17 protein-coding genes are annotated in these 15,550 nt (G+C 64.6%); 10 read left to right on the top strand and 7 right to left on the bottom strand.

The window, feature by feature from the left end:
• Positions 1-11: 11 nt before the first annotated feature.
• The gene (locus AABE10_RS18195; protein WP_342934656.1) at positions 12-920 is read left to right on the top strand and encodes a LysR family transcriptional regulator; all 909 of its coding nucleotides are present in this window, start codon (positions 12-14) and stop codon (positions 918-920) included.
• A 55-nt stretch (positions 921-975) separates the two neighbouring features.
• Here AABE10_RS18195 and AABE10_RS18190 read toward each other — a convergent pair whose 3' ends face one another.
• Together AABE10_RS18190 and AABE10_RS18185 are read right to left on the bottom strand one after the other, a co-directional pair.
• A complete protein-coding gene (locus AABE10_RS18190) occupies positions 976-1,299 on the bottom strand; it encodes a cupredoxin domain-containing protein (RefSeq protein ID WP_235850902.1) in 324 nt (107 codons plus the stop codon).
• 67 nt (positions 1,300-1,366) lie between these two features.
• Positions 1,367-2,278 (bottom strand): metallophosphoesterase, encoded by a 912-nt coding sequence (locus tag AABE10_RS18185; RefSeq protein ID WP_342934655.1) that lies wholly within the window; start codon positions 2,276-2,278, stop codon positions 1,367-1,369.
• Between the two features lie 157 nt (positions 2,279-2,435).
• Here AABE10_RS18185 and AABE10_RS18180 point away from each other — a divergent pair, with 157 nt between their 5' ends.
• The 9 genes from AABE10_RS18180 to AABE10_RS18140 all read left to right on the top strand — a co-directional run bounded on the left by AABE10_RS18180 (position 2,436) and on the right by AABE10_RS18140 (position 9,276).
• Entirely contained in the window at positions 2,436-3,278 is an 843-nt protein-coding gene (locus AABE10_RS18180) for an RNA polymerase sigma factor (RefSeq protein WP_342934654.1), read from the top strand.
• Positions 3,268-4,239: an anti-sigma factor gene (locus AABE10_RS18175; RefSeq protein WP_342934653.1), complete on the top strand. Its 972-nt coding sequence runs from the start codon at positions 3,268-3,270 to the stop codon at positions 4,237-4,239. The genes AABE10_RS18180 and AABE10_RS18175 overlap by 11 nt, the downstream gene beginning before the upstream one ends.
• A 183-nt stretch (positions 4,240-4,422) precedes the next feature.
• Positions 4,423-4,797 carry a 30S ribosomal protein S6 gene (gene rpsF / locus AABE10_RS18170; RefSeq protein WP_342934652.1) on the top strand — a complete coding sequence of 125 codons (375 nt, stop codon included), beginning with the start codon at positions 4,423-4,425 and terminating at the stop codon, positions 4,795-4,797.
• A 73-nt stretch (positions 4,798-4,870) separates the two neighbouring features.
• Positions 4,871-5,170 carry a primosomal replication protein N gene (gene priB, locus AABE10_RS18165; protein ID WP_152759767.1) on the top strand — a complete coding sequence of 100 codons (300 nt, stop codon included), beginning with the start codon at positions 4,871-4,873 and terminating at the stop codon, positions 5,168-5,170.
• 2 nt (positions 5,171-5,172) lie between these two features.
• Positions 5,173-5,448 (top strand): 30S ribosomal protein S18, encoded by a 276-nt coding sequence (rpsR, locus tag AABE10_RS18160; RefSeq protein ID WP_087735833.1) that lies wholly within the window; start codon positions 5,173-5,175, stop codon positions 5,446-5,448.
• Between the two features lie 27 nt (positions 5,449-5,475).
• A complete protein-coding gene (gene rplI, locus AABE10_RS18155) occupies positions 5,476-5,928 on the top strand; it encodes a 50S ribosomal protein L9 (protein ID WP_090862076.1) in 453 nt (150 codons plus the stop codon).
• Between the two features lie 173 nt (positions 5,929-6,101).
• A complete protein-coding gene (locus AABE10_RS18150; protein WP_342934651.1) occupies positions 6,102-7,490 on the top strand; it encodes a replicative DNA helicase in 1,389 nt (462 codons plus the stop codon).
• A gap of 149 nt (positions 7,491-7,639) precedes the next feature.
• The gene (locus AABE10_RS18145) at positions 7,640-8,266 is read left to right on the top strand and encodes a DUF47 domain-containing protein (RefSeq protein WP_342934650.1); all 627 of its coding nucleotides are present in this window, start codon (positions 7,640-7,642) and stop codon (positions 8,264-8,266) included.
• The gene (locus AABE10_RS18140; RefSeq protein ID WP_342934649.1) at positions 8,266-9,276 is read left to right on the top strand and encodes an inorganic phosphate transporter; all 1,011 of its coding nucleotides are present in this window, start codon (positions 8,266-8,268) and stop codon (positions 9,274-9,276) included. Before AABE10_RS18145 ends, AABE10_RS18140 begins: the two co-directional genes overlap by 1 nt.
• Before the next feature lie 136 nt (positions 9,277-9,412).
• Here AABE10_RS18140 and AABE10_RS18135 read toward each other — a convergent pair whose 3' ends face one another.
• The 5 genes from AABE10_RS18135 to AABE10_RS18115 all read right to left on the bottom strand — a co-directional run bounded on the left by AABE10_RS18135 (position 9,413) and on the right by AABE10_RS18115 (position 15,545).
• On the bottom strand, positions 9,413-10,219 hold the full coding sequence (locus AABE10_RS18135; protein WP_342934648.1) for an SDR family NAD(P)-dependent oxidoreductase: 807 nt from the start codon (positions 10,217-10,219) through the stop codon (positions 9,413-9,415).
• A 161-nt stretch (positions 10,220-10,380) separates the two neighbouring features.
• Positions 10,381-11,502 carry a C40 family peptidase gene (locus AABE10_RS18130; RefSeq protein WP_342934647.1) on the bottom strand — a complete coding sequence of 374 codons (1,122 nt, stop codon included), beginning with the start codon at positions 11,500-11,502 and terminating at the stop codon, positions 10,381-10,383.
• 292 nt (positions 11,503-11,794) lie between these two features.
• A complete protein-coding gene (locus AABE10_RS18125; RefSeq protein WP_342934646.1) occupies positions 11,795-13,627 on the bottom strand; it encodes a PhoH family protein in 1,833 nt (610 codons plus the stop codon).
• 353 nt (positions 13,628-13,980) lie between these two features.
• Positions 13,981-14,442: a peroxiredoxin gene (locus AABE10_RS18120; RefSeq protein ID WP_342934645.1), complete on the bottom strand. Its 462-nt coding sequence runs from the start codon at positions 14,440-14,442 to the stop codon at positions 13,981-13,983.
• Positions 14,443-14,648: 206 nt separating this feature from the next.
• The gene (locus AABE10_RS18115; RefSeq protein ID WP_342934644.1) at positions 14,649-15,545 is read right to left on the bottom strand and encodes a polysaccharide deacetylase family protein; all 897 of its coding nucleotides are present in this window, start codon (positions 15,543-15,545) and stop codon (positions 14,649-14,651) included.
• Positions 15,546-15,550: the final 5 nt, after the last annotated feature.

The raw sequence follows: 15,550 nt of genomic DNA, 5'->3' as shown, positions 1-15,550 counted from the left end.
AGGAGACGGGAATGGACCGCTTTAAACAGATCGAAACGTTCGTGCGCGTCGCGGACGCGGGCAGCCTCGCATCGGCGGCGCTCGAAGAGGGCGTGTCGCCCGTGATTCTCGGGCGGCGCATCGACGCGCTCGAGAAGCGGCTTGGCGTGAAACTGATGTACCGCTCGACACGGCGGCTCGTCGTCAGCGAAGAGGGCGCCGCGTTTCTCGAGCGCTGCCGGGGACTGCTCAGCGAATGGGATCAGGCGGAAAACGAGCTGATGGCGGGACGGCGCTCGGTGAACGGGCATCTGATCGTGTCGGCGCCCGCCGCGTTCGGACGCAAGCACGTCGCGCCGCTCGCGCCGGAATTCCTGAAGGACAAGCCGGAGCTGCAGGTTTCGTTCAATCTCACGGACCGTGTCGTCGACCTGGTGCGCGAGGGCTATGACCTGTCGATCCGCATCGGCGGCGCCGTCGATCCGAACTTCGTCGCGGTGAAGCTCGCAACGAACCGGCGCGTGGTGTGCGGCACGCCCGAATATTTCCGCAAGCACGGCAAGCCGAAGACGCTCGAAGACCTGCCGAGGCACAACTGCCTCGCGTTCAACCTGCAAGGCGGCCAGAACCGCGGCTGGTATTTCCGGCGCAACGGCAAGCTGACGACGGTGCGCGTCGGCGGCACGCTCGATTGCAACGACGGCGAGCTGCTGCACCGCTGGGTATCGGAGGGGCTCGGGCTCGGCTGGCGCTCGACGTGGGAAATCGATCAGCAGCTCGCGCGCGGCGAGCTCGAAACCGTGCTCGACGAATACGCGCTGCCCGATTACGACATCCTCGCCGTGTATCCGCAGCAGCGCTACGTGCCCGCGAAAGTGCGCTACTTCATCGACTATCTGAAAGAGGTGTACGCGCGGCCCGATTACTGGGCGAATGCGTAGGGCCAGCGCGTAGCACCAACGCATAGGCCAATGCATCGGGCCCATGCGTAGCGAGCTAGCCGACGACGATCATCCCGTTCATCGTCTCGTGTCCCGATCCGCAGAAGATGTCGCACAGAAAATCGACGTTGCCCGCCGGCCCCGCCTGCGCCGGCACACGCACGACGGCGCCGGGCGGCACGTCGGCGCGCACGTTGTACTGCGGGATCGAGAAACCCATCACCGTGTCCTGCGCGGTCAGCTCGAACACGACCTTTTCATTGGGCGCGAGCTTGATCTGATTGGGCGTGAACACGAACCTGCGCGCGTGAATCCTGATCACGCGCGGCTCGGCGGCGCGGGCGTCGAAGCGGCCCGACACGGCGAGCACCACACCCATGCCGATCAGCGTGAAGAGTCGCCGTCGTTTTCCGTCGAGGGCAAGCGATTGCATGATGGTCTCTCCTTTAGGTCGTCGTGATCGGCATCTCGTTGAGCGCGAGCGCGCCGGATTGCGGCGCCACTTCCACGCGCCGCCAGCCCAGCCCGCGATACGGCTCCGACGCGTCCCACGGCACGGGCAGCTTCTTCGCCTGAGACATCGCGGGCGGCAGCGGGAACATCAGCGAGCGCGCAGCGTGATGCGCGATGGCGCCCGTCATCATGTGATGCTCCTGATGGATGTGCCCGTAGAACACGGTCACATACTTGCGCCGGCTCAGCACGTCGATCACCTGTGCGCCGTCGCGCGTCGCCCAGTCCCATTGCGGCGCGAGATCGAAGAGCGGCCGGTGCGTGAAGAGCACGATGCGCGCGTCCTGCGGCTGGCGATCGAGATCGGCGGCTAGCCAAGCGATCTGCTCCGCGCCGACGCGGCCTGCCGGGTCCGACACGTTGTCGAGCGTGATGAAGTGCACGCCCTTGTGGTCGAACGTGTAGTGCGTCTGCCCGAAGTGCTCCTTGTACGCGGCGCCCGCATCGAGGCTCGCATCGTGTTCGCCCGGCATCAGATAGAGCGGCTTCACTTTCAGCTGCGCAACGATCTGCTGGAACTGACGCATGCGCTCGTGGCGCACGGCGGTGTCGTCGGTGGTGTGCGTGAGGTCGCCGGTGAAGATGACGAAATCGGGCGACGACGGCAGCGCGTTTACGGCCGCGATTGCCTTGGGCAGCGTGCCTTTCGGATCGGGGTTGACGCCGGGGCCTTCGAAACCCCAGTGGGCGTCGGAAAGCTGGACAAAATAGAAATCGTCGTCGCGTCCGTAGGTAAAGCCGGGCAACGCCGATGCGAACGCCGCGCCGCCGACGGCCGAAAGCCGCAGGAAGTCACGCCGGCTCAGGCCTTTCAGCCGGTTTGGGTCTTTCAGATCGTTTTGCATGGGGAACCTCGCGAGTTAGGGACTCGTCTGCTGTACCGCGCCGCACAGCGTTCTATTCCCGGTTTCATTTTTTTGGGGCGCGTGAAAAAGCCGGGAATAAACTGGATCGAGAACCGGTATTTCAGCCGTGAAGTCTGGGCGAGCCTGGAGGGGATCGGTGACTGAGACGGGAAAACCGGCTGCCGCGGGCGATGCCGGTGATACATCTGACGCCGGCGCCGAGGCGGCGCGCAGTCTGCGTTTTCAGCAGATGGCGCTGCCGCATCTCGATGCCGCGTACAACCTGGCGCGCTGGCTATGCGGCAACCCGAACGACGCCGATGACGTCGTCCAGGAAGCGTTCATGCGCGCGTTCCGCTTCTTCGACACGTTCCACGGCGAGACTGCGCGGCCGTGGCTGCTCGCGATCGTGCGGCGCACCTGGTACACGGAATGGCGGCGGCGCTCGGGCGTGCACGCGACGGTCGAGTTCGACGAGAACCTTGACGATGAGACGTTCGAGGGCTGGAGCGCGAGCGCGCCCGATCCGGAAACGCTGATGGCCCGCGACGAGGACACGCGGCTCGTGCACGAAGCGCTCGAGCGGCTGCCCGTCGAATATCGCGAAGTGCTGATTTTGCGCGAACTGGAGGAGCTGAGTTACCGCGAGATCGCGACGATTGCGGACTTGCCCGTGGGCACCGTGATGTCGCGGCTCGCGCGAGGGCGGCGGAAGCTCGCGACGGCGTTGACGTCGTTGCTGGCGCAGGGAAGCACGCGGACGGCAAGTGGCACGCGCGGCGGCGGCACAGGGCGTGCGCCGGACGGGACGGGCGATGTGCCGGGGGCGCGGCCCGCGGTGCGCTCGTCGGCTCAGCAGGTGGGTTCAGCGGGTCTCGCGCCAGGCGGCACTTCCGGCGGTGTGCCCGATGGCCTGCGCAAAACCGAAAGCGGCTGGTTGCCGCACGCTCCCGGCGCGTTGCCGGGCGGAATCGCAAAGGAGGCGCCAGATGGACTGTAACGAAGCGCGGCCGCTTCTCGATGCGAACGCGGACCATGAACTCACGCCGCCACAATCGCTTGACGTGCAGCGGCATATCGAAAGCTGCGAGGCTTGCCGGAGGGAAAGCGAAATGGTGCGGGCGATGAAGGGCGCGGTGCGCACGGCGGCCTATCACCGCGCGCCCGACGAGTTGCGCGCCAGGATCATGGCGGCGCTGCCCCCCGTCGAAATCGCCGAGCCGCAATGGCGGGCGCGCGAACCGGATCGGCAGGCAGAGCCGCGCGCGAGGCGCCGTAAAGGCTGGCTCGACTGGCTGCGGCTGCCGCAGGGCGGCGGCTTCGGGGCGCTGGCGGGCGAGGGCGGCGTGAGCGGATCGGGGAATCTGGCTGGCGGCCGGGACGGAAGTGGCGCCGCAAGCGGATTCGGGTGGCACGCGGGCACGGCCTGGCGCGGCGGTTTCGCACTCGCGCTGTGCGCGCTCGTCGCGGCGGGAATCGCCGTGACGCTGCATCGCGCGGGCGAGGCAGCGCCGTTCGTCGATCAACTGGTCGCGAGCCATGTGCGCGCGCAACTGTCGGGGCACGATATCGACGTCGTATCGTCGGATCAGCATACGGTGAAGCCGTGGTTCAACGGCAAGCTCGACTACGCGCCGCCCGTTGAAGATCTCGCTGCGAGCGGGTTTCCGCTGGCGGGCGGACGGCTCGACTACGTCGGGCATCGGCGGGTAGCGGTGCTCACGTACCGGCACGCGAAGCACGTAATCGACGTCTACGTGTTTCCCGAGGACGATCCGGCGGCCGGCAAGCCCGGCCCGGCGCTCGTGCACGACGGGTACGCGCTCGCCCGCTGGCGCGACGACGGCATGATGTGGTGGGCCGTCACCGACGCCGCGCCCGAATCGCTGACTGCGCTGCAGGCGGCTCTGAACGCACGGCTGCACGGGGAAGCGCCCGGCGCACCCTATCCGGGCAGTTGAGCGACGGCCTGGCGGGCAACCGGGGACTGCCCGATTCCCTAAGCCCTTGAAAACACGCCTGAATCGGCCGCGAGATGCACGCTTTATATTGCAAACAGTGTCGATTCAGGTTATAGTTTCGGGCTTCTCACTTGCCACACCGGTTCCGACGCCCGGGTGGCTTCAATCCACAAGGAGTGTGTAATGCGTCATTACGAAATCGTATTCATCGTGCACCCCGATCAGAGCGAGCAGGTGCCCGCCATGATCGAGCGCTACAAGTCCACGATCACGTCGCACGGTGGCCAGATCCACCGTATCGAAGACTGGGGCCGTCGCCAGCTGGCCTACATGATCGAGAAACTCGCGAAGGCTCACTACGTCTGCATGAACATCGAATGCGACCAGACCACGCTCGACGAGCTGGAACACGCGTTCAAGTTCAACGACGCCGTTCTGCGTCACCTCATCGTCAAGATGAAGAAGGCCGAAACCGGCCCGTCGCCGATGATGAAGGAAGTGCAGCGCGAAGAAGCCAAGAAGGCGGCTGCTACGCAGTCGACGGAAGCGCAGGCTTAAAGCAGAACCGTTAAGCCATCAGAGTCACGCGCCGCTCATTGGTACGCCACGCGGACATCCCTAAAAGGAACCGATGAACCGGCTGCAACTCACGGCAAGCGTCGTCGAACGCGAACCGGTGCGGTACACCCCCGCCGGCGTTCCGATTGCAGGCTGTACGTTGCAACACCGCACGCAGGTCGTCGAAGCGGGCATCGCCCGAACCGTCGAGCTGACCATGCAGGCGGTCGCAGCCGGCGAGGCGAGCGGCAGGCTGGAGCGGGTTGAAATGGGCGTCGATACGCTCTTCACCGGCTTCCTGGCAAAGAAAAGCCGCAACGCGAGAACTCTGGTGTTTCACATCACAGAATTGCAGGACATTGGAAAGGACTGAACATGGCCCGCCCCACTGGTAAGAAATTCGACAAGCGTCGTCAGCAACAAAACCCGCTCTTCAAGCGCAAGAAGTTCTGCCGTTTCACGGCAGCTGGCGTCGAACAGATCGACTACAAGGACATCGATACGCTGAAGGACTTCATCGGCGAAAACGGCAAAATCACGCCGGCGCGTCTCACGGGTACCAAGGCCCACTATCAACGCCAGCTGGACACGGCTATCAAGCGCGCGCGTTTCCTCGCGCTGATGCCGTACACCGACCAGCACAAGGCCTAACCCGACGACGCCATAAGGAGCATCCGAATGCAAATCATTCTTCTCGAAAAAGTCGCGAACGTCGGCAACCTGGGCGACATCGTCAAGGTGAAGGACGGCTATGCGCGTAACTTCCTGATCCCGAACAAGAAGGCCCGCCGCGCAACGAAGGAAGCGATCGCCGAATTCGAAGTTCGCCGCGCAGAACTGGAAAAGAACGCGGCTGAAAAGCTGGCGGCTGCCCAGGCTCAAGGCGAAAAGCTGGCCGGCCTGACGCTGCAGATCGCGCAGAAGGCTGGCGTCGACGGCCGTCTGTTCGGCTCGGTGACGAACGCCGACATCGCCGACGCGCTGACCAAGCAAGGCTTCGTCGTGGAAAAGGCGCAAGTGCGTCTGCCGGAAGGCCCGCTGAAGCTGGTGGGCGACCACCCCGTGCACGTTTCGCTGCACACGGACGTCACCGTCGACGTCACGGTGTCGGTGCTGGGCGAGCACGTCTAAGCTGTACGCGTAGACAGGATGTAAGGTCGCCGGGAAATTTCCGGCGACAAGGGCAGGGGCCGGGAAACCGGCCTCTGCCTTTTTTATTGTCCGCAATCGTTGTTTACGAGCCCAGGTACTCGCGCTGCCGAACGCTTTGCTGCCGTCCTCCATTTGCTTGATAATTCCACCCCATGAACGCACCGTCGAAAGATCCACAACTCGAGTCGCTGAAAGTCCCGCCCCATTCCATAGAGGCCGAGCAATCGGTGCTGGGCGGTCTGCTGCTCGACAACGGCGCATGGGACCGCATCGCCGACTTCCTCTCGCAAAGCGACTTTTACCGCTACGACCACCGCATCATCTTCGAGCACATCGGCCGGCTGATCGCGGCGACGCGTCCTGCCGACGTCGTGACCGTCTATGAAGCGCTAACCACGTCGGGCAAGGCGGAAGAGGTCGGCGGGCTTGCGTATCTGAACGCGCTTGCGCAGAACACGCCGAGCGCCGCGAACATCCGGCGTTATGCGGAAATCGTGCGCGACCGCGCGGTGCTGCGCCGGCTCGTGTCGGTGGCGGACGAGATTTCTGCCGACGCCTTCAATCCGCAAGGCAAGGAAGTTCGCCAACTGCTGGACGAGGCGGAATCGAAGGTTTTCTCCATCGCGGAAGACGGCGCGCGCGGCACGCAGGGCTTCCTGGAAATCGGGCCGCTGCTGACGCAGGTCGTCGAGCGCATCGACACGCTGTACCACACGGCCAATCCAAGCGACGTGACGGGCACGCCGACGGGCTTCGTCGATCTCGACCGGATGACCTCCGGCATGCATGGCGGCGAGCTGATCATCGTGGCGGGGCGTCCGTCGATGGGTAAGACGGCGTTCTCAATGAACGTCGGCGAATACGTGGCCGTCGAGTATGGACTGCCCGTCGCCGTGTTCTCGATGGAAATGCCGGGCACGCAACTGATCATGCGTATGCTTGGCTCGGTCGGGCGGCTCGACCAGCACCGCATGCGAACGGGGCGCCTGACGGACGAAGACTGGCCGAAGCTCACGCACGCGGTGCAGAAAATGAGCGAGGCGCAGATCTTCATCGACGAAACGGGCGGCCTGAACCCGATGGAACTGCGCTCGCGGGCACGGCGTCTGTCGCGCCAGTGCGGCAAGCTCGGCCTGATCATCATCGACTACCTGCAGCTGATGAGCGGCTCGTCGACGGGCGAAAACCGCGCGACCGAAATCTCGGAAATCTCGCGTTCGCTGAAGAGCCTCGCGAAAGAACTCGACGTGCCCGTGATCGCGCTGTCGCAGCTGAACCGCGGCCTGGAACAGCGTCCGAACAAGCGTCCCGTGATGTCGGATCTGCGCGAATCGGGTGCAATCGAGCAGGACGCGGACGTGATTCTCTTCATCTACCGCGACGAAGTCTACAACCCGGACAGCCCCGACAAGGGCACCGCCGAGATCATCATCGGCAAGCAGCGTAACGGTCCGATCGGACCCGTTCGGCTCACGTTCCACGGTCAATTCACGAAGTTCGATAATTTTGCGGGTCCGCAAAACTTTTACGGCGGCGAGTAACACAACTTGGCGCGCGCGGGGAAACCGGGTTGCGCTTCCCGTTGCGCGCGCGCCTAAATCGCGGCCACGCGCCGCACTGAAAGTGGTCACGAACGGTACAATATTGCGGTTTTATGACAGCCTCACCGTGACCACTTTCTGGGACCCCAATGTTCGGTCGATTCATGCCCACCGAGGGCAAATTCTTTGAAATTTTCAACGCTCACGCGCAGCACATCGTCTCGGGTAGCCGGGAACTCGAACTCCTGATCGATAACCTCGGCGACGCTGAGATCCACAAGCAGAACGTGCAGACGGCCGAGAAAGCGGCCGACAAACTGACGCACGAAACGATCGATCTGCTGCACAAGACGTTCATCACGCCGCTCGACCGCGACGAAATCCACAAGCTGATCACCACGATGGATGACATCCTCGACTTGATGGAGGACGTTGCCACGGCCATTTCGCTGTATGACGTGCAGGCCGTCACGTCGGAGGCGAGCCAGCTCGCGCACATCTCGACGGCGACCTGCGAGCGCGTGCAGGCGGCCGTCGGCATGCTGTCGGACATGAAGCAGGCGCGCGAAATCCTGAAGGCATGCGAAGACATCGACCGTCTGGAATCGGAAGCCGACCGCGTGCTGCGCTCGGCGATGTCGAAGCTTTTCCGGGAAGAAGACAACGTCAAGACGCTGATCAAACTGAAGGCGATCTACGAGCTGCTCGAGTCGATCACCGACAAGTGCGAGGACGTGGCGAACATTATCGAAGGCATCGTGCTGGAAAACGCGTAATGCATTCGATACAACTTGCCATCTGGGCGGTCGCGACGCTTGTCGTCGTCGCGCTCGTCTTCGACTTCATGAACGGTTTTCACGACGCGGCGAACTCGATCGCAACCGTGGTTTCGACGGGCGTGCTGAAGCCGCAACAGGCCGTCGCGTTTGCGGCCGCGTTCAACGTCATCGCCTATTTCATCTTTCACCTGAAAGTCGCGCAGACGGTCGGCAAGGGCACGATCGACCCCGCAATCGTCGATCACTACGTCGTGTTCGGCGCGCTGGTCGGCGCGATCGGGTGGAATATCGTGACGTGGTACTACGGCATTCCGTCGAGTTCGTCGCACGCGCTGATCGGCGGGCTGGTCGGCTCGGCGCTCGCGAAATCGGGCTGGGGCGCGCTCAACTGGGACGGGCTGCTCAAGACCATCACGTTCATCATCGTGTCGCCGCTGCTCGGTTTCGTGCTCGGCTCGTTCTTCATGCTGATGGTGTCGTGGATCTATTTCCGCACGCCGCCGAGCAAGGTCGACCGGCGCTTCCGCCGCATGCAGCTGCTGTCGGCGGGGCTCTACAGTCTCGGCCACGGCGGCAACGACGCGCAAAAAACGATCGGCATCATCTGGATGCTGCTGATCGCAACCGGCTACGCATCGGCGACGGGCGACGCGCCGCCGCTCTGGGTGATCGGCGCGTGCTATCTGTCGATGGGGCTCGGCACGCTGTTCGGCGGCTGGCGCATCGTCCGGACGATGGGGCAGAAAATCACGAAGCTCAAGCCCGTCGGCGGCTTTTGCGCGGAGGCGGGCGGCGCAATCACGCTGTTTCTCGCGTCGTTCCTCGGCATTCCCGTTTCGACCACGCATACGATCACAGGCGCGATCGTCGGCGTCGGCGCGACGCAGAAGCTATCGGCCGTACGCTGGGGCGTGGCGGGCAATATCGTCTGGGCGTGGGTGCTGACGATTCCGGCATCGGCCGCGCTCGCGGCCGCCGGCTGGTGGCTCGGCCACCGCTTCCTGTAGGGCTTCAGAAGCGGGGCTTCAAAAACGGGGCTTCAAAAGCGGGGCTTCAAAAGCGGGCCCTCAGAAGCGGGCCCACAAAAGCGGGCCCACAGAAGCGGGCCTTCAGAAGAAGGCCCACAAAAGCGGCGCGGCGCGCTCAGATCAGCGGCGCGCTGCCCCCATCCATCGGGACGATCGCGCCCGTCACATAGCTCGCGCGGCGGCTCGCCAGAAAGAGCGCGACATCCGCAATTTCCTCCGGCTTCGCAAAGCGTCCGAGCGGCACGCGCGCTTCGCCGCGCGACAGCGCCTCGGCGGGCTGGATGCCTTCGCGCGACGCTTCCAGTTTCAGCGCTTCCTCGACGCGATCCGTCAGCGTCGCCCCGGGATTGATCGCGTTGATGCGTATGCCATAGCGCGCGTAATAGTGGGCGAGGCCGACGGTGGCGAGCATCAGTGCCGCGTTCGCCGCGCCGCCCGCGATATGAATGTCGCTCGCGATCTTGCCGCCCATGCCGATGATATTGACGATCGTGCCCGGCTCCTTCGCCGCGCCGGACTTCACGCGCTCGGCCATGCGCTTCAGCACTTCCTGCTGCGGATAGATGTACGGGAAGTATTTGGCTTCCATGGTCGCCTTGAACGCGTCGGCGTCGAGCGTTTCGGGATCGTAGCGGCGCGCGGCGCCCGCGCTGTTGATCAGGATGTCGATCGGGCCGACGGCGCCCGTCGCTTCGTCGACGACATCGGTGGCGCTGTGCGGCTCATGCAGGTCGGCGCGGGTCAGGTGGATATGCAGCCCTTCGCTCGCAAGCTGCTCACGGGCGCGAGCAAGATTGGCGGGATCGCGCGACACGATCGCGACTTTCGCGCCCTCCATCGCGAACGCGCGCGCGCATGCGAGACCGATGCCTTTGCTGCCGCCCGTTACCAGGACCACTTTGCCTTTGAGTCCGAGATCCATCGTCACCACCCGCCATCAGAGAAATATCGAAAACGATAGCAGAGGTGCGGCTGGGCTGGTGGCGAATCGGCCGGCGGAGGCTTTGTCGCATCGTGGCGTTCGCGATGAATCGCGCGTGTGCGGCGGCTGGCGGGCGTCGGTCGGACGCGGGTTCAAGGCGATCAGTAGCTGCCGTTGGCGAAGCCCGCGATGGGGTCGTCGTTCGTGCGTGTCGGAGCGGGTATGGGGCGCGAGCCCGACGACGCGCGCATGATCTGCGCGCCGCCCGAATCGGTCGATGGCTGCGCGTCGCGGGCCTGGCGCGCCGCGACGGCGGCGGGCGGAGGCGGCTCGTACGCATCGGCGGCGGCGTCGATTGCGTCGGGTGCTTGCTGCGTATCAGCGGGCGGCGGCGAAGTGGCGGCAGCCGGCGATACCGCGCCCGCAGCACGCGCCTGCATCTGCGCGGCGCTCATCCCCGGAGGCGGAGGTTCGAACGGATCGGCGGAAGCGGCGGCCGCTGCGGGCGGCGCGACGGCCATCGCGCTCGCGGACGCCGAAGGCTGCTGGGCCGATTGCGCGGCATACGCGCTGCCTTGCTTGTATCCATTGACAGCGGCGTTCGGGCTTGCTGCTTCACGCTGCATGTTCGCCGTGTCGTAAGCCGCCGGCTTCGACGGCGCGACGGTCGCAACGGCGCGCGCAGCAGGCGCAGACGCTGACGCCTGGTAGCTCGGCGCATCGAACGGCGTCGTCGGCTTGCTCAACGGCGGCGCGACACGTCGTATGCCGTCGAAGCGCCTGGCCCAGTACGGATTGGTCAGATAGTCGAGCCGCACGGTGCCGCCCGTCGACGGCGCGTTCACGAAGCGCAGCTTGCCGACATAAATCCCGACGTGCGAATGCGGTCGCCCCGTCGTGTTGAAAAAGATCAGGTCGCCGGGCGCGATCTCATCAGGCTCGACGGATTCGCCACGCGAACTCATGTCGGCCGTCGTGCGCGGCAGATTCACGGATGCCGCGCGCTGAACCACATAGTGGACGAGGCCGCTGCAATCGAAGCCGCTGTCGGGCGTATTGCCGCCCCAACGGTACGGCACGCCGACGAGGCCCATCGCCTGAATCGAAATTTCTTCACGTCCGATACTGTGATCGACGAAATTAGGGAAGCCCGGCGGCGTAGTCCGATACGCACCGCCAGACGACGCATACGACCCGCCCGAGCCGCGCACGGTCTTCTGCGGCGCGCCGGAGCAGGCGGCGAGCAGGGCGGCGATGAGCAGTGACAGCGCGAGGCGGAGCATGAAAGCGAAGCCGGGCGACGACGCCCGGCAATGGCCGACGATGCCCGATGGTAGCCCTTGCCGCGGGCCTCCGGCAAGAATTCTTGAGAAATGACTTGAAGTTTACGCGCTAAATGTTGCGTCGGGCGGACGGCACACGCTCACATTGCCCAACAAAAGGCGATTGAACGCGCGTAACCCGCGCAGGCAACTCGCAAGAAGAATACGCGAAGAAAAGCCGCTTCCGGCGACAAACCGGAAGCGGCTTCGGAAGCGGCTTTGACCTGCGGCTCCAAAGATCCAGCGAAGCGCGTCAGAGAATGTCGGAGGCGTAATCCGCGAGCCGCGAGCGCTCGCCGCGCGCGAGCGTCACGTGGCCGCTGTGCGCCCAGCCCTTGAAGCGGTCGACGACATACGTGAGCCCCGAGCTGCCTTCCGTCAGATACGGCGTATCGATCTGCGCGATGTTGCCGAGGCAGATGATCTTTGTGCCCGGGCCCGCGCGCGTGACGAGCGTCTTCATCTGCTTGGGCGTCAGGTTCTGCGCCTCGTCGATGATCAGATACTTGTCGACGAACGTGCGTCCGCGCATGAAGTTCATGCTCTTGATCTTCAGGCGCGAGCGGATCAGTTCCTGCGTAGCCGCGCGGCCCCATTCGCCCGCCGCATCGTCGGTCTTTTGCAGCACTTCGAGGTTGTCGTCGAATGCGCCCATCCACGGCTGCATCTTTTCCTCTTCGGTGCCGGGCAGGAAACCGATGTCTTCGCCGACAGGAACCGTCGCGCGCGTCACGATGATCTCGTTGTAGCGCTTGTCGTCGAGCACCTGCGCGAGGCCCGCCGCCAGCGCGACCAGGGTCTTGCCCGTGCCGGCCTGGCCGAGCAGCGTGACGAAGTCGATTTCCGGATTCATTAGCAGGTTCAGCGCGAAGTTCTGCTCGCGGTTGCGCGCCGTGATACCCCACACGTTGTTCTTGTGGTGGCCGTAGTCGCGCAGCGTCTGCAGCAGCGCCGTCTTGCCGTTCAGTTCGCGCACAAGCGCGTGAAACGCCGGCTCGCCGTTCTGCGGCTCCAGATAGACGAACTCGTTGACGAGCATCGACGCGCACAGCGGACCCGTCACGCGGTAGTACGTGGTGCCCGTCTTCGTGTCCTGCCAGCTTTCCATGCCCTTCGCGTGCTTCGTCCAGAAGTCCTGCGGCAGCTGACGGATGCCCGAGTAGAGCAGGTCCTTGTCCTCGAGAACCTGGTCGTTGAAGTAGTCTTCGGCGGGCAGGCCGAGTGCGTGCGCCTTGATGCGCATGTTGATGTCTTTCGACACCAGCACGACCTGGCGGTCCTGCCGGTCGCGCTGCAGCGCGCGCACGACGCCGAGAATCTGGTTGTCGGCCTTGCCTTGCGGCAGGCCTTCGACGGGCTCGATGTCCGTGAGCTTCGTCTGGAAGTACAGGCGTCCCAGCGCTTCGAGGCTGCCCAGGCGCGCGAGCGGAATGCCTTCGGCCATCTCGCCCGCGTTCGCGACGAGCGAATCCAGCGTGCGGCTCACCTGCCGTGCGTTGCGCGCGACCTCCGACATCCCCTTCTTGTGATTGTCGAGCTCTTCCAACGTCATCATCGGCAGATAGACGTCGTGTTCCTCGAAGCGGAAGAGGCACGTCGGATCGTGCATCAGCACGTTGGTATCGAGCACGAACAGCTTGCGGATCTCGGCTTCCGCGCCGCGCGTCACGCGTTTTTTCGTGCCGGCGCGCGTCGGCGTGGCGGGTGCGGCGGCTTGCGCTTCGGCTTCGGCGGAACCCTTGCCGCGGCGCGCGACGACGGGCGCAATCGCCTCGTCGTCTTCTGCGGACACGGACGGCACCGGCTGCAGCAACGCCGCCGTCTGCTTCGCCTTGCGGCTGCGCGAAGGCGCGGCCTCGGGCAACGCGGAAGCGGACGACGTGGCGATCGGCGGAACGGGACGCAGGGTGGTCGCGGCGTTGGCGGCGTGCGTCATCGGTGTGGCGACATTGGCGCGGCCGAATTCGGCCGATGCGGCTTGCTCCCCTTCATGCGCCTGTTTTCGAGCAGGTTTGGCAGGCCTGGCCTTGTATTCATCAGGCGGCAACAGATTGCCGAGCTTGCTGGGTGGGGTAGGCAAAGGCATGGTTTCCCTCAAGTAAATCGGGTCACAGTTCTTCGCCGCCTGCCGCAAACTGTCGTGCGTCGTGCGCTCGCAATTTGCGTCCGGTGGCGCGTGTCGGATTAGTAATGCCGGTTCGCCTGGTTTTCGATCGGCTCCTTGACGAAAGTGCGCTGCGAACGACGCGAACTGCTGCGCGCAATTAAAAAAGCCGCCGCCCCGGCAATCGGGGCAAGCGGCTCGACCTGGGTGATCGCATCACGCCTGATGGCTCGCCTCATTGCCGTACTGTCAGCGACGACAAAGACGCGATCTGCAGCGCAACTGCGCGAAAAATTAGATGAACAGGCACTCATTGCGGCCCAATATAACGCGCCTCAAAGCGCTTGTACAGCCTCCAGAATCTCGTCGACGTGGCCCGGCACCTTCACGCCGCGCCATTCGCGGCGCAACACGCCTTCACCGTCGATAACGAATGTGGAGCGCTCAATACCCCGTACTTCTTTGCCATACATTTTCTTCATTTTCATGACGCCGAAGAGCGTGCAGAGCGTTTCGTCAGGGTCCGATACCAAGGTAAACGGCAGCTCGAGCTTGGCCTTGAAGTTATCGTGCGAACGCACGCTGTCGCGCGACACGCCGACGATCTCCGCGCCCGCCTTCTTGAACTTCGGGTACAGGTCGCGGAACTGCAGGCCTTCCGTCGTGCAGCCCGGCGTGTTGTCTTTCGGATAGAAATACACGACGACCTTCTTTCCGCGCAGGCTGGACAGCGTGAAGTCGCCGCCCGTTGCGGGGGCCGTGAAGTCGGGAACGGGTTGATCGACTGCGATGGGCACGTGGTCCTCCGGTTGTTATCGTGATCGGCGGCCGCGACGGCGGTCTGCCTGAACGCTTTCTTCTGGGTTGCTTGGTGCTTCGGGGCGGCTCCCGGACAGGAGCGCTGCCGCGTGACGTGCCGGATTGCTGCTCGCTTGCTGCTGGCCTGTAAAACGGGCGCGCAATCGGACGACGACCAACGATGCGCACCTTCGGCGGCGCATGGCTAGTCGGGCTGAACGATCAGCTCGCCGGAGCGGCCCGGGATTTCGCCCCACGTCACAGGGTACGACGGCAGTGTGTCACGGTCTAGCGCGGCGTGATAATCGCCCATCGTCGCAAACGTGTGGCCTTGCGCGCGCCAGCCGGCGAGCAGTTGCTCGAACACGGGCGCGAGCTTCTGGCCTTCGAGTTCCGCGTGCAGCGTGAACACCTGGTCGTGCGGGTTGTGCTCGGTGCGCTTGAGCAGCCACGCGGCGACGTTGTCCGTGTCGATGCCGTCGATGCCCAGCACTTCGTCGAGCGTCGGCAGCGTGGTCGGCATCTGCACATGCGAGAGCGTGCGGCCGCCGACGACGGGGAAGTACGGTGTATGCCCGCGCCCATCGGACGCGTACCGCATGCCCCATGCGTCGATCTGCTCGAACGCGTGGCCGTTCATCTGCCAGCCGGCCGCGCCGTGCGTGACGGGCGGCATGCCGAAGATGTCGACGAAACGGTCGTGGCTCTTCTGCATCTGCGCGACGGTCCAGTCGCGCGGACGCGAGCGCACGTTGTCCTGCCAGTAGACGTGGTCCCACGTATGAATGCCGCATTCGAAGCCGGCCTCGTGGATCGCGCGCATTTCCGGGCGGGCGCGCGCGCCGATGTCCGGTCCGGGCAAGAGCACGCCGTACATCAGCTGCTTCACGCCGTAATGCTCGACCACGGAAGTACGCGACACCTTTTTCAGAAAGCCCGGCCGCAGCACGCGCCGCATCGCCCAGCCGGTGTGGTCGGGGCCGAGGCTGAAGAGGAACGTGGCGCGCGCCTTGTAGCGGTCGAAGATGCGCGCGAGATTCGGCACGCCTTCACGCGTGCCGCGCAGCGTATCGACGTCGATCTTCAGGACGATCAGGGCCAAGAGCG

Source organism: Paraburkholderia diazotrophica (genome assembly GCF_038900755.1).
Classification (GTDB): domain Bacteria; phylum Pseudomonadota; class Gammaproteobacteria; order Burkholderiales; family Burkholderiaceae; genus Paraburkholderia; species Paraburkholderia diazotrophica_A.
The sequence above is the reverse complement of the archived record's forward strand: the minus strand, read 5'-3'. Positions and strand labels throughout refer to the sequence as shown.